The following is a 14,377-nucleotide window of genomic DNA, read 5'->3' on the forward strand; positions in this document are numbered from 1 at the left end:
TTATAATTAATTAAGGTTGTCAATTGTGGTTGTTTCTGATTCAGAGGTAGCTGCCTGTGTTTTTTTGTCAGGATGACGATATAAAGGGAAGAATTTAATTTCAGGGTTGGGATCCACACCCGATTTTAAAACAAGCTCGTTATAAACAGACTCATCGTTAACGTAACACCAGATCCGGTCTTTTATCTGTAAGTTGGAGAAAAGCTTTTTGAAATTAAAAAGCGAGTCTTCCTTTCCGCCAACGCCGCCTCCAAGGTGAAAGATCTTTTTTCCTAATCTTCTGCCTATCATACTTATTTCATCTGTTAATAATTTACTCGGAGAGATATTCAGGTAATCCGGTGATGTAGCCGAAAGATGATTCCGAACAATGTTATCAGACAGTAGAATTAGTGCTCCACACATGAGGTTGGGCCCATCGTATATTAAAATAAGTTTGTTTTTCATGTACTCTTCATTAAGAAGGTTGACGAAATGCTGGACATCAAAATAGTAATTGGATGAAGCTTTCAACCGATCCATATTTTTATAATACATTTCGGCAAAATCTTCAATTTCCTGAACTGTACCTGCCTCTCTGATAACAAAGCCCATTTTCCGAAGACTTCTTATTTGACGACCAAGCCTTTTATCATATCTGTTTCGCTGGTCTTCCACAGATATGGAGAGGTCAACGTATAATGTTGTTCCATTATCCTTTATACCGCCAATGTTCTCTAACAAATGATGCTGATTAAGAAATGGATGCAATCTCGAAAAGATGCAAATGGCCGACTCTTCCTTCATGAAACTTGTAAATGCATTTTTAAATTGCATGATTGTTGAGACCGACAAATTGTTCAGATAGATGTTGGATATAGGCCCTGAATAACCATACACACAAGTCATATCGAAGTATTCGGAGTTTTCAATTTTTCTTTTGATCACCGGCAACGCAATGAAGAGTTTCTCTTCCTCATAAACAAACAAAAGTGGTTCTCCCTCAGTATTTAAAGAATGATAATACCAGGTATGAAACCCCTCGTGTGCATGTGACCGGCTTATATATTCGTCCCAATCTTTTCTATTACGTATAGTGACGCTTCGATAATTCATAAGTGAATCTCTTTATTATATACATGGTTATTGATTACATGCCGGGGAGGGCAGGAGGTAGAGAGCGATCAACAGCAGTTATTGGCCAGTTGACACGTTAAAAAAACATTCAGGTGCTGTGATAAAAAGCACAAATTAAAGTATTGGGAAGAATAAACTAATTTAGTTTAAAGCAGGTATTTTATTGTATCAAAAGCTTTACGTAACCGAAAACGGCCTAATTCAAATAGTATATATCTTTTAAGATACAACAGCAGCAGCATTTTCTTTTGCATGCCGCGATAATGAAAACGCCTGATGATCAGGTTAAAATCACTGATAACCATTTCCATACGAGCTTCATTCCTTATCATGCTCCAAATGCCTCCAACATGATTGCGATAACAACTCATTACCTCGGGAATTACATATATTTTACGCCCTGTCTTAAAGGTTGCGAAGATCTTAAAAAATTTATCAGCTGCATAACAGCTCATATACCATTGTTTTTCAAATAATTCGTGTACCTCAGGAATATTATGATAAACAACAGTAGCCGTTTTGGTTTCTACCTGCTTGCCAATCAACAAATCGTGATAAGTATACTCAAGCGGTACCGGGTTGGGATCGATATTCAGCGTATTGTTATGGATGTCAATTACCCGCGTGTAGTGACAGCAAATAATATATTCCGGGTTATTTTCCAAAAAGTCCACTTGCTTTTGCAGTTTTTTTGGGCTCGTCCAGTAGTCGTCTCCATCACAAAGCGCAATGTATTTTCCTTCACATGCTTTGATAGTATTAATTGCGTTTAAATGAGCACCACGATTTTTTTCCGGGTAAATTATCTTGATCTTATCCGGGTATTTTTCCTTGTATGATCTCAATATTTCAGTTGTACCGTCGGTTGAGCAATCATCACCAATAACAATTTCATATCGAAAGTTAGTTTCCTGCATCAGGAAGCTTTCAATGGTTTGACTGATGAAATCTTTATGGTTATAAGTAGTACAGCAAACACTGACCATCAAGTTCTGATCTGTTATCATATAAAAAGTAAAATTTATTTATAGGCTTATTAAGTGGTTTCCTGGTGAAATGGCATTTGATAAATGCCGAACCATTCATACGTTTGGAGATTGTGCAATGCTTCGCCATATGACTCACATTATTTATTTAATTGAAAAAGCCTATTGTGTCAAATAGGTTTTTTTCAGTTGAGTTTCGATCAAAAAATTAAATAATTCCGAGTCGGCTAATACAGCATTTTGCTATGTCAAATATATTTATTCCACACCCAATAGCAGTCAACAGCACTTTATTGACTCCCAAATTGTAAACTACTTTTTTATTTAGTTTACACTCATGTGAATGGCTGTAAATATCAGGTGTGCATCCGTGCAATCCGACCTAAATTTAGGTACTTAAGCGCGTAAAAATTGCTTCTTAAATAATTCTCATAATTAACATTATGTTAAATAACGATTTTTAAAGAAAGGCCTTTATAAAAAGGCCCTCTTCTATAGTATATCTTTGGAGATTATTGATTAGCTGGTAGTGCGTCGATTTGTGCTTTTAATTTATTGGCGTTCGCATCATCTTTAACACCTAAGTAATAAGTTCTTAAATTTTGCAATGCGTCAATCGATTTTGGCTGAAGTTCTACAGCTTTTACTAAATATGGTTTAGCTTGTTCAAACTGAGCTTTGGCTTTCGCAATGGCAGCATCATATTCTTTTTGTTTGTTAGCCGGTAATTTATTGGCTGCGTTGTAAGCATCGATGGCCGGGTTAAGAATTACATAACCATAGTTTAAGTTAGCCTCAAAATAATTTGGATCAATTTCTAAAGCTTTTTTATACATTTCACCGGCTTTAACATAAGCTTCGGCTTTTGATGCTTGTAGCTTTGCTTTTGCAGCGGCATCTTTAGTTGCGCCCGCTTCTTTTGCGTAATTATCGGCTGTTTGTGAGTAAGTTAAACCGGCATAATAATACAAGGTTTTGTTTTTTGGGTCATTTGCTAAAGCCGCCTGGATCTTATCGGTAACCTCTTTTTCTTTGCCTGTTTGCAGGCTGATTTCAATTTCACGTTTACGCAGCTCGCTGTTTGCCGGATATTTACTTACGCCTTCTGATACAGTTTTAAGAGCATTTGCGGTGTCTTTGCTGGCAAGATATAACGAAGAAAGATCAAGGTAAACACCAGCGTTTTTTGAATATTTAGTAGTTACCAGTTTGCTGTAGTTTGAAATTGCCGCAGGATAGTTTTTTCCGTTTGCTGCTGCAAGGCCTGTATAGTAAATAGCATTAGTATCTTCTGGCAATACTGTACGGTAAAAATCAAACGACTTATAAGCAAGATCATATTTACCGGCAGAGTATTCTTTAACCCCCTTGGTTAACTGGTATTGAGCAAGGTTTAAATAAGCCTCATCAATCATTTTTTTGTTTTCGCCTTTTGTGTCAACTTCTTTAGCTTTTTTCAAAGCTTCTTCAGCTGTAGTAAATAACGGCAATGAAGTGGCAGGAACAGTGTCCTGAACAGCTAACGCCGAGTAAATTGAACCTTTTACAGCATAGGTAAGCGGTAAAGTAGCGGTTTTTTCATTGGCTGATGCTTTGTCAATTGATTCTTTCGCAGTAGTAAGGCTTTTGCCCGCCATTGCTGCCATTGCCGGCTGTCCTCTTAAGCCCGAATACTTTTCATATTCTTCTTTTGCGGTATTTAACTCGCCTTTTTGTGCAAAAGCGGTTGCTGAAACTAAGCCTAACAGGCCCGCCATCAAAAGTCTGATTTTCATGATTATTATTGATTGGTTAACTGTTTTAGTTTATTGTTTATTTTATCTAACTGATCCTGGTTATTGGTTTTGGCATAGGCCATTTGCAAAGCTTGCAGGCTATTTACGTTGTTGGGTGAAATTTCATTAGCCTTTTCAAGCCACTGTATAGCACGTCCCAAGTCCTGAATGCTCCTCTCCCCTTTTGTGGTTGTGCTTTGTTTTAAATACAATAAACCCAAATTAAATACGGGGTCAAAATAAGTCCCACTTAGTTCAATGGCGTGTAAATAAAGTGATTCTGCCTGGTCAAATTTACCTAAATGATCATAGCAATTTGCTGCAACAAATGCAATATCGGCGTTATTGGCATTAATATCAAGCAAGGGACCAATTAAAGGCTCTAACGCTTTATAATTTTTCTTATTGTTATAGATATTGGCCTCGTCAAGCAGCAAGAACCGATCATTCGGCAAAATCTTTCTTCCTTTTTGGAGGATTTGCAATGCTTTAGCCGTATCGCCTAATGATTTATAGATATTTGATGCTGTTTCGATATACTCGGTACGGGCACTGTCAACCTTGAGCATATTGCTATAATACACAGCAGCATCCTGCAAATTACCGGCTTTATTGTTTGCGAAAGCGATATAGGTATTGATCTGATTCATCGCCGGCGCATACTTTTTCGCGTTTTCAAACGAAGTTTTAGCATTGGTGAAATCAGAATTATTTACCGCATCAAACCCCTTTCGGATATAAACGTTTGCCAGGCAGCGCCTGGTATAATCAAGTTCTGACTGGTACTTGAAAATTTTGTTCATACCCGATAGCCGATCAATCAGTTTGGCTGTTTTGTCAAGCATATCTGCAGGCATCCCGAGTTTGTTTAAAGAATCGATATACAGGATGCTTGAATTTACAATAGCCCGATAAAGGTTTTTTTCAATATCAGCCGTGTCCGACTTGGTAATGATCAAACTATCTGCAGATTTTTTGGCCGCGGCCAAATATTTCAGGTCGTTTTTCTGTTTATAAAAAGCCAGGTTATTTACTACAACTTTCAGCGCTTCTTTTTGTGCGAAGGCAAAAGTTGTAGTAAAGCTTGTAATTAAAACCGATAAAATGATCTTGCGGTAGTGCATATTTATTATTCTGTTGTATCGTCAGTTGATGGTTCTGCACCATTTTCAGCTGTATCACCGTCGCCTGTATTTTCGGCTGTGGTATCAGAGCCTTCTGCATTTTCATCACCTTCTTTTACTTCCTCATCCTCATCATGCTCAATTTTGGCTACTGAAGCTATCTCATCATTGTTTTTAAGCGTTATCAGCCTTACGCCCTGTGTGGCGCGGCCCATCACTCTTAATTCGCTTACAGCTATACGTATAATAATACCTGACTTGTTAATGATCATCAGGTCTTCCTTATCTGTAACACCTTTTATAGCAACAAGGTTTCCGGTTTTTTCAGTAATATTTAATGTTTTTACACCTTTACCACCACGGTTTGTAACACGATAGTCTTCAATGTCGGTACGTTTACCGTATCCCTTTTCTGATACCACTAATACTGTTGTTTCAGCGTCATCAATTGCAATCATGCCAACTACCTCATCGTTCTCGTCATCAAGCGTAATACCACGAACACCGGTAGCTGTACGTCCCATAGGCCTTACTGTCGACTCGTTGAAACGGATAGCACGGCCAGATTTAAGTGCCATCACAATTTCGCTGCTGCCACTTGTTAAGCTTGCCTCAAGTAATGAATCGCCCTCGTTAATATTGATAGCATTGATACCATTTGAACGTGGACGTGAATAAGCCTCGAGTGAGGTTTTCTTGATGGTACCCTTCTTGGTACACATAATAATGAAGTTATTTTCAAGGTAATTCTGATCTTTAAGCGAAATCAGCTTAATATAGGCCTTGATATTCTCTTCTTTCGGAATATTGATAATATTCTGGATGGCGCGGCCTTTTGAGGTACGTGTGCCTTCCGGTATTTCAAACACTCGGAGCCAGAAACATTGTCCCGACTCGGTAAAGAACAGCATGTAGTTGTGATTTGAGGCAATAAGCAAGTGCTCTATAAAATCTTCATCACGGCTGTTGCTGCCTATAGCACCTTTACCACCCCTGCTCTGCCTGCGGTATTCGGTAAGTGGGGTACGTTTAATATAGCCTTCGCGCGAGATGGTGATTACAACATCCTCGTCCTCAATAAAGTCTTCAGTTTGCATTTCTGCAGAAGAGTGAACCATCTCAGTACGGCGCTCATCACCATATTTCTCTTTAACTTCCAATAACTCATCCTTAATGATCTGCATCCTTAAACCTTCGTCGCTAAGAATGTTTTTTAAGTGTTTGATGAGTTCCATTAAAGCGGCATATTCGTCTTTGATCTTATCACGTTCAAGTCCTGTTAACCTTCTTAGGGTCATGTCGAGGATAGCACGTGCCTGGATATCGGTTAAACCAAAGCTGCTCATCAAGCCTTCTCTTGCCTCGTCGGGTGTTTGTGAAGCACGGATCAGGCGGATAACTTCATCAAGGTGATCTAAAGCGATCAATAAGCCTTCAAGTATGTGCGCACGTTTTTCGGCTTCATTAAGCTCAAATTTGGTACGGCGTACCACAACCTCATGACGGTGCTCAACAAAGTGATGGATGAGGTCCTTCAGGTTGAGGAGCATTGGCCGGCCATTAACCAGCGCGATGTTGTTTACACTGAATGATGTTTGAAGTGCCGTATATTTAAACAGGTTGTTTAGTACGATTGCTGCATTGGCGTCACGTTTGATCTCATAAACGATGCGGATCCCTTCGCGGCTCGATTCGTCACGAATTGCCGAAATGCCTTCCAGTTTCTTTTCGTTAACCAGTTCGGCAGTACGCTCAATCATTAAAGCTTTGTTTACCTGGTAAGGTATTTCGCTTACAACGATGCGCTCACGTTCGCCATTGTAGGTTTCGATTTCGGCACGTGCGCGGATCACAACCCTGCCACGACCTGTTTCAAGCGCTTCGCGAGGGCCGTCGTACCCGTAAATGATACCGCCTGTGGGGAAATCAGGGCCTTTTACATATTTCATTAACTCGGCAACCTCAATCTGGCGATTATCAATTAATGCCATAGTAGCATCGATAACTTCCGAAAGGTTGTGCGGCGCCATATTGGTAGCCATACCTACCGCAATCCCCGAAGCGCCGTTAACCAGCAGGTTTGGGAATTTGGATGGCAGTACGGTTGGCTCCTGCAGTGAGTCGTCAAAGTTTAATTGAAAATCAATGGTGTCTTTGTTGATATCGGCCAGCATCTCTTCAGCAAGCTTTTGTAAGCGTGCTTCTGTATAACGCATTGCCGCTGGCTCGTCACCATCAACAGAACCATAATTACCCTGGCCTTCAACCAGCAGGTAGCGTAAACTCCACTCCTGGGCCATACGTACCATGGTATCATATACCGATTTATCACCGTGAGGGTGATATTTACCCATTACCTCACCCACAATACGGGCAGATTTTTTATAGGGCTTGTTATTTGTTAAACCCAGGTCAAGCATACCGTAAAGTACGCGCCTGTGTACCGGTTTCAGTCCGTCGCGGACATCGGGCAGCGCCCTGGAAACAATCACCGACATTGAATAATCAATGTACGCCGATCGCATTTCCTCATCAATATTTATCGAAATTATCCTGTCTTCTGCGTGTGAATTATCGTTTTCTGTTCCTTCAGCCATTTTTAATTATTTGTAGAACCTTCTCTTATAATTGCGTGTTAAAATTGATTTTTCAACGACCTGCGAAGTTAAAAAAATACTTGGGATTGCGCCAACTTAGTAACAATAAACCATGGGGACTTATTGCCATGAGGCTAACAATTTTGTTACTTTAATACAGGTTTATTTCACCTTTACCCAGTAATCTTCAACCTTGTTGCCATTAGGTAAAACCGAAAGCAGTTTAAGCGTATCATTACTGATTGTGTAGTTGTATTTAATGGTTTTGTTAAGCAGTTTTGACTCCTGCATGCAATAGGTTTGGGTTTCAAAACAGGTATCCTCTTTTAACCGGTAATCGCCCTTTTCGTATATCTGGGTCTTCTCCCCTTCTTCAATCACTTTAGCCTTATAATGTTCATTGTCATAATCCCGTTGTAGCTTATAAGCTGCAGGAGCGGCATCAAGCTTTCCGTTAATTATGCCTCCTCGATACTCCCAGACGCCTTTCAGCGGACTATCATCAAAACGGAAAGCACATAACAGTAAAATACCGATAACCGGCACAATAAATTTTTTCATTGGTGATGTTATTAGCTAAAAGCCCAAAGCATAATGCTGAAAGCTTTTTTCTTTAGGCCTTTGGCTTTCTGCATTTCGCTTTCAGCTTTTTCCTATGCCCAGTTAATGCCTTTTTTTAATAAAGATAGTGTTTTTTCCTCTTCGCTGCCAGCTGACGGGTGATAGTCATAAACCCATTTAGCTGTAGGCGGCAGGCTCATCAATATCGATTCGATGCGGCCGTTGGTTTCCAACCCGAATTTGGTGCCGGCATCATAAACCAGGTTAAATTCTGCATAACGGCTGCGGCGCTGGTATTGGAAAAGCTGCTGTGCTTCTGTAAATGATTTATCGCGATTGCGGTTAACCAGCTCAGTATATAACGGTGCAAATGATCGTCCAACAGATTTTGAAAACTCAAAGATCTCTTCCCAGCTTAACTCATCATTGGCGGTAAGCCTGTCGTAAAATATACCGCCTATTCCACGGGTTTCATTACGGTGTTTGATGAAAAAGTAATCATCAGCCCATTTTTTAAAGCGGGGATAAAAATCGGCATAGTATTGATCACAGGCAGCTTTTAATCCGCTATGAAAAAAACGGGCATCATCTTCAATAACATAATGAGGGGTTAAATCAATGCCGCCACCGAACCAGCGAACAGGCTTTTGACTGTCGCCCATGGTTGATGGCATTTCAAAGTAACGGATGTTCATGTGGATGATAGGTACCAACGGGTGATTGGGATGGATCACAATAGACACACCGGTAGCAAAAAAGTCATCCTGCTCAACCTGCAGGGCCCGTTTCATGGTATCGGGTAAATGACCGTGAACCGCCGAAAAATTAACTCCGCCCTTTTCAAGGATGTTACCGTTTTGGATAACCCGGGTACGGCCTCCGCCTCCACCCTCGCGCTCCCAAAGCTCTTCCTCAAATTTTGCGGCGCCATCTAATTGCTCAAGTGCTGCGCAGATCTCATCCTGTATTTGTTTATAATCTTCGGCTATTTGTTCTTTGCTGATCATAGGCTGTAAAAGTAATGAATTTTGGGAATTGCAGCGGAAGGCCTTTTTTTCAATGCGTGCACTCATAGCTACCCGCATTTACAGCCGATAATGAAAAGTGTTCAACTTTTTTAGGTGTGAACACCTGGTAAAAAATAAACAACTGATAATCAACAATTTACATGTTCATTATTTTACTACAGAAAACATAAACAACTGATAATCAGTACTTGTGTTTTTAGGTTTAGGCTAAACGCAACATTTTTGAACACCCGTTTTTTAAAAATTGAACACCTAGCCGATTTTAGCTTATCTCTACGTAATTCAAATCCTTGCCGAAGGTTTCCTTTAACTGGCTTAAGGATAACAGGGCTACCGCGGTAAGTATCCCCATCATGATATATCCCGACTTGATATACCCATACTTTGTATTGAAGGCATTAAATGCTACAGTTATCGGGATCAGTGAGCCGCGCACAAAGTTGGGTACCGTAGTGGTAACTGTTGAGCGGATATTGGTGCCGAACTGCTCAGACGCAATGGTAACAAATGTAGCCCAATAGCCCACTGTACAACCCATAAAAAAGCTTAATACTGCAAAACGTTCGGGAGTAATGCCGTTATCGCTTAAATAAAAATGAACGCTTACCAATGAAAGTATTAAAAATACAGCCATCGTTAGTTTGCGCGACTTGGTAACCTGGGCCAGTAAGCCGGCCACAATATCACCAATGGCGATGCCAATGTAGCTGTAAAAAATGCCGTCGCCCGGTTTGATCAGGGTTTTAGCCCCTAAAGCAGCCCCAAACTTATCCGAAAAGCTAATCAATACACCCACTACGTACCAAAGCGGCGCACCTATCAGGATACAAAACAGGTATTTTTTTAAACGTTCCCAGCTGGTAAACAGCATGAGCATATTGCCTTTGGATACATCGCTGTTCTCAACATTCTTAAACATGCCCGATTCAAAAGTACCAACACGAAGCAGCAACAATAAAATTCCTAAGCCGCCGCCTACAAAGTAGGCATTACGCCAGCCAAATTTAGCTACGGCATAAGCAGCGGTAGCGCCAAACAAGCCAATAACAGCTACCATCATGGTTCCATAACCCCGGTTTTCCTTGCTTAATGTTTCGCTAACCAGAGTAATACCGGCGCCAAGTTCGCCTGCAAGCCCCAGGCCTGCAATAAACCTTACTATGGCATAAGTATTTACATCATGAACAAGGCCATTGGCAAAATTGGCTATCGAGTAAAGTAATATCGAACCAAAAAGCACTTTGATACGGCCCAGTTTGTCGCCGACAATGCCCCATATGATGCCGCCAAGCAACAGCCCAAACATCTGGACGCTGATAATGAACTGCCCTTTATCGGTTATTTCCTGTGCATTTAAGCCGATATCTTTAAGGCTGGGGATGCGTACTATTGAAAAAACCAAAAGATCATATATATCAACAAAATAGCCCAGGGAAGCAACAAGTACTAAGAAAACAGCGTTCCTTGTGGCTTTAGCGTTGGTAGCATCGGTCATAGCGTGTAAGAATTGGTTGGCTAATGTAGGAGATTTATGAAGATAAAAACAAAAAAATCGGCACAAAAAAACCCCTGTCATAACAGAGGTTTTGTAAGTAAGTTTTGCTCAATAATTTTATATATTTTATGCTTTTTTAACGTTTACTGCCTGTAATCCTTTTCTTCCTTCTTCCACATCGTACGTGACGCTATCATTATCCTTAATTGCATTTACACCGCCTTGCACGTCTTTAAAGTGTACAAAAAGATCCTTACCTTCTTCGGTAATAATAAAGCCGTAGCCTTTTTGTGTGTTAAACCATTTTACTTTTCCAGTTTTCATAATTATAATAATCGTAATAAAAAATTCGTGTTAAGATCAACTAAAACCAAACTGAAAACAAATAGGCTTATTGGTTCAGAAGGAATAGATATCCAGCTTCCCTCAAATATATAAAATTATTAAATAAACCAAATAAAATTATTTATTTGGTTGTGGTGTCAGGCGCAAATAGGGTTTAACTGCAGTAAAACCCTTTGGAAATTTGGCAGGGATATCTTCAGTTTTAATTGCCGGCACCACCACCACGTCCTCTCCTTCTTTCCAGTCGGCTGGTGTGGCAACACTGTAATTAGCGGTTAACTGCAATGAGTCAATAACCCTTAAAATTTCCTGGAAGTTACGGCCGGTTGATGCCGGGTAAGTGATAATGAGCTTAACCAGCTTATCAGGCCCTATAATAAATAATGAGCGCACTGTGGCATTTACCGAAGCATTTGGATGAATCATGTCATAGGCTTCAGAAATTTTGCGGTCTTCATCGGCAATGATCGGAAAATTAACTTCGACACCCTGCGTTTCGTTAATATCCTGGATCCAGCCGTGATGTGATTCAACCGAATCAACACTAAGAGCCAGTACTTTAACATTGCGTTTGGTGAATTCATCTTTTAAAGCGGCAGTTTTTCCAAGCTCGGTGGTACAAACAGGTGTATAATCGCCAGGATGCGAGAATAGTACGCCCCAGCTATCCCCTAAATATTCGTAAAAGTCAATTTCGCCTTCTGATGTTTTCGCTTTGAAGTTTGGCGCTTTATCGCCCAGTCTTAAACTCATGATGATAGATTTTTTATGGTAATTTAATACGACTAAGTTACTATACATTCATAAACAAATGCAAACAAACTTTAAATAATCGCATTATTTACGCCAACATTACAAAGGCTGTGTTGTTGAAGTTTGAAATTAATAACAGCTATCTATGAGTAAACACACCTATGATACCGGTATAATTGGCAATTGCGCCTTTTTAGCCCATATTAATAAAAACACCAATGTCGACTGGCTGTGCTGGCCCCGGTTCGACAGTACCTTTATTTTTGGCGGCCTCCTTGATAAAGATAAGGGCGGCGAATTCTCGATCCGTCCGGAAGGGGAATACACTACCAATCAGCATTACCTGGAAAATACCAATATTTTAATTACGGAAATATGCCCTGCAAGCGGCGGAAAATACCGCATAACCGATTTTGCACCAAGGTTTTACCAGCATCAGCGTTATTATAAACCATTAATGCTGATCAGGAAAATTGAGGTTATTGAAGGCTCGCCGCGCATCATTGTCAAATGCGCGCCGGTTTCTGAATATGGTGCTGTTAAATTGAGTGTAAACCGTGGCAGCAATCATATCCAATATCTGGGCGGCGAAGAAAGTATTCGCCTTACCACTAATATTCCGATAAGTTATGTTTTTGATGGACAGGCTTTTGTACTTAATGAAACCAAGTACCTGGCCATGACCTATGGCGAACCGCTTGAAGCGCCGCTCATCAGCACGGCTGATCGGTTTTTGGCCGAAACCGTGCAATACTGGCGTACATGGATCAAACACTCGTCCATAGCTACTTATTTTCAGCCCTTTGTAATCCGCTCCGCTTTGGCCCTTAAAATACACCAGTATGAGGACACCGGCGCTATCATCGCCGCAAGCACAACAAGCCTGCCCGAATCGCCGGGAAGCGGCCGTAACTGGGATTACCGTTATTGCTGGCTGCGCGATACTTATTACGTAATAACCGCGCTAAACCACATTGGCCATTTTGAGGAGATGGAAAAGTATTTCGGTTATGTTACCGATATTACTTTCTCTGAAATGGAACGCTACCAGCCGCTTTATGGCATTACCGGTAAAAAAGACCTTGTAGAGCATATTTTAACTGATTTGGCGGGCTATATGGGCAACCAGCCGGTGCGGGTTGGGAACCAGGCATCCGAACACATTCAGAATGACATTTACGGCCAGGTATTGATCTCCCTGCTCCCTTTATACACTGATCATCGTTTTGTTTTTTCGGAACGAAAAGATTCGGTTCACTGGATAGCGTTTCTGTTGAGTAAGATAGAGCATACCATTGATGAAAAAGATGCCGGCATCTGGGAGTTCAGGAATATGGCCAACATTCATTGTTACAGCAACCTGTTTCAATGGGCGGGTGCATCCGCTGCCGAAAAAATGGCGCGTACCATCCAAAACCAGGAGCTGATTGATAAGGCCATTTCTCTTAAAGAACGTGCAGCCGCGCATATCGAGAGCTGTTATGACCCGGTGCGCAAAGTTTACACCAACTCGGCCGGGAGCAGTAACCTTGACGCCAGCACTTTGCAATTGATTATGATGAACTATCTTGATCCAAATTCGCAGAAAGCGAAGGATCATTTAGTTGCATTAGAAAAAGAGCTAAAGACACCTAATGGGTTATTTTACAGGTATTTATATACAGACGATTTTGGTAAGCCTAAAACTACTTTTCTGATCTGCGCATTTTGGTATGTAGAAGCGCTGGCTGCTGTTGGTCGCTTGGATGATGCCCAGCGCGAGTTTGGTAACCTGCTGCAATACTCCAATCACCTGTTGCTCTTTAGTGAAGATGTTGACGAGCGTGACGGAAGCCAGTGGGGCAATTTCCCCCAGGCATATAGCCATGTGGGTTTGATGAACGCGGCGTACCGGATTGCCATGAAATTGGATAGGCCGATATTTTTGTAGGATTAATATTCTCTTGCATAAATTGTTAGCAGATAAGACTTACGAAGTTTCTAAAACTTCGTAAGTCTGGATTAAGTAATTCGCTGTTCACCTAAATAATTACCTGATCTCCACTACTCCATCCGCTACTATGCCGTTGTTGGTGTTGTCACCAACAACTTCTTCATCCACTCGCTTTATAACCACTCTTTACAATACAGTAAAAAAATTTGAGCACAAAATTGTTGGTGACAACACCAACAACGGCGGGGCGCAATGGAAGCCAGTGGGGCAATTTCCCCCAAGCTCACCGCCATGTGGGGTTGATGAACGCGGCATACCGGATTGCTATGAAACTGGACAGGCTGATATTTTTGTAGACCGCCGTACAGTTCCTTTCTGCGCGTTGTTGATGTTGCTACTATAAGTGAGTGTTCGGAAGATTTTTAATTCCCCCTTGGGAAAGGTGCGGCGTGATTGCGTAGTGGCAGGGATGGGCTTATATGTTATTTGAGTGCATAAGCCTGTCTCCCCTCCTATACCTTTCCGAGGGTTTAAGTTAATCTGCAAATTAAACACTCCATTACCAATTGTGCCGTTGTTGGTGTTGTCACCATAGCCGTTAACCTAAGGATTTTAAAAAAGTTTTTTTGAGGAGTTATAAATGACGGGGCTTCGCCATTGGGCA

Annotated in this window: 12 protein-coding genes; 2 read left to right on the plus strand and 10 right to left on the minus strand. The window is 41.0% G+C overall.

Annotated features, from left to right (window positions below):
• Positions 1–6: 6 nt before the first annotated feature.
• The 10 genes from ABIC84_RS19090 to ABIC84_RS19135 all read right to left on the minus strand — a co-directional run bounded on the left by ABIC84_RS19090 (position 7) and on the right by ABIC84_RS19135 (position 11,780).
• Positions 7–816 carry a GNAT family N-acetyltransferase gene (locus tag ABIC84_RS19090; RefSeq protein WP_429264565.1) on the minus strand — a complete coding sequence of 270 codons (810 nt, stop codon included), beginning with the start codon at positions 814–816 and terminating at the stop codon, positions 7–9.
• A gap of 446 nt (positions 817–1,262) precedes the next feature.
• Positions 1,263–2,123: a glycosyltransferase family 2 protein gene (locus tag ABIC84_RS19095; RefSeq protein ID WP_426587753.1), complete on the minus strand. Its 861-nt coding sequence runs from the start codon at positions 2,121–2,123 to the stop codon at positions 1,263–1,265.
• A 491-nt stretch (positions 2,124–2,614) separates the two neighbouring features.
• Positions 2,615–3,877, minus strand: a complete 1,263-nt coding sequence (locus ABIC84_RS19100; protein WP_429264566.1) for a tetratricopeptide repeat protein — start codon at positions 3,875–3,877, stop codon at positions 2,615–2,617.
• A 5-nt stretch (positions 3,878–3,882) separates the two neighbouring features.
• Complete coding sequence (locus ABIC84_RS19105; protein ID WP_429264567.1) at positions 3,883–5,001, minus strand: tetratricopeptide repeat protein; 1,119 nt, start codon at positions 4,999–5,001, stop codon at positions 3,883–3,885.
• A 5-nt stretch (positions 5,002–5,006) separates the two neighbouring features.
• Entirely contained in the window at positions 5,007–7,598 is a 2,592-nt protein-coding gene (gyrA, locus tag ABIC84_RS19110; RefSeq protein WP_426587759.1) for a DNA gyrase subunit A, read from the minus strand.
• Between the two features lie 162 nt (positions 7,599–7,760).
• Positions 7,761–8,159 (minus strand): hypothetical protein, encoded by a 399-nt coding sequence (locus tag ABIC84_RS19115; RefSeq protein ID WP_354482791.1) that lies wholly within the window; start codon positions 8,157–8,159, stop codon positions 7,761–7,763.
• Between the two features lie 92 nt (positions 8,160–8,251).
• Complete coding sequence (gene hemF / locus ABIC84_RS19120) at positions 8,252–9,166, minus strand: oxygen-dependent coproporphyrinogen oxidase (protein WP_426587762.1); 915 nt, start codon at positions 9,164–9,166, stop codon at positions 8,252–8,254.
• 283 nt (positions 9,167–9,449) lie between these two features.
• Positions 9,450–10,682, minus strand: a complete 1,233-nt coding sequence (locus ABIC84_RS19125) for an MFS transporter (protein ID WP_429264568.1) — start codon at positions 10,680–10,682, stop codon at positions 9,450–9,452.
• Positions 10,683–10,808: 126 nt separating this feature from the next.
• Positions 10,809–11,006 (minus strand): cold-shock protein, encoded by a 198-nt coding sequence (locus tag ABIC84_RS19130; RefSeq protein ID WP_090525558.1) that lies wholly within the window; start codon positions 11,004–11,006, stop codon positions 10,809–10,811.
• A gap of 138 nt (positions 11,007–11,144) precedes the next feature.
• Positions 11,145–11,780, minus strand: coding sequence for a peroxiredoxin (locus tag ABIC84_RS19135; RefSeq protein ID WP_176624642.1), 636 nt, complete (start codon positions 11,778–11,780; stop codon positions 11,145–11,147).
• A 145-nt stretch (positions 11,781–11,925) separates the two neighbouring features.
• Between ABIC84_RS19135 and ABIC84_RS19140 the strand changes: the two genes are divergently transcribed.
• Positions 11,926–13,710, plus strand: a complete 1,785-nt coding sequence (locus tag ABIC84_RS19140; protein ID WP_426587767.1) for a glycoside hydrolase family 15 protein — start codon at positions 11,926–11,928, stop codon at positions 13,708–13,710.
• A 130-nt stretch (positions 13,711–13,840) separates the two neighbouring features.
• Positions 13,841–14,116 carry a hypothetical protein gene (locus ABIC84_RS19145; RefSeq protein ID WP_429264569.1) on the plus strand — a complete coding sequence of 92 codons (276 nt, stop codon included), beginning with the start codon at positions 13,841–13,843 and terminating at the stop codon, positions 14,114–14,116.
• Positions 14,117–14,377 lie beyond the last annotated feature (261 nt).

It is taken from the genome of Mucilaginibacter sp. 3215 (genome assembly GCF_050433785.1).
Lineage (GTDB): Bacteria > Bacteroidota > Bacteroidia > Sphingobacteriales > Sphingobacteriaceae > Mucilaginibacter.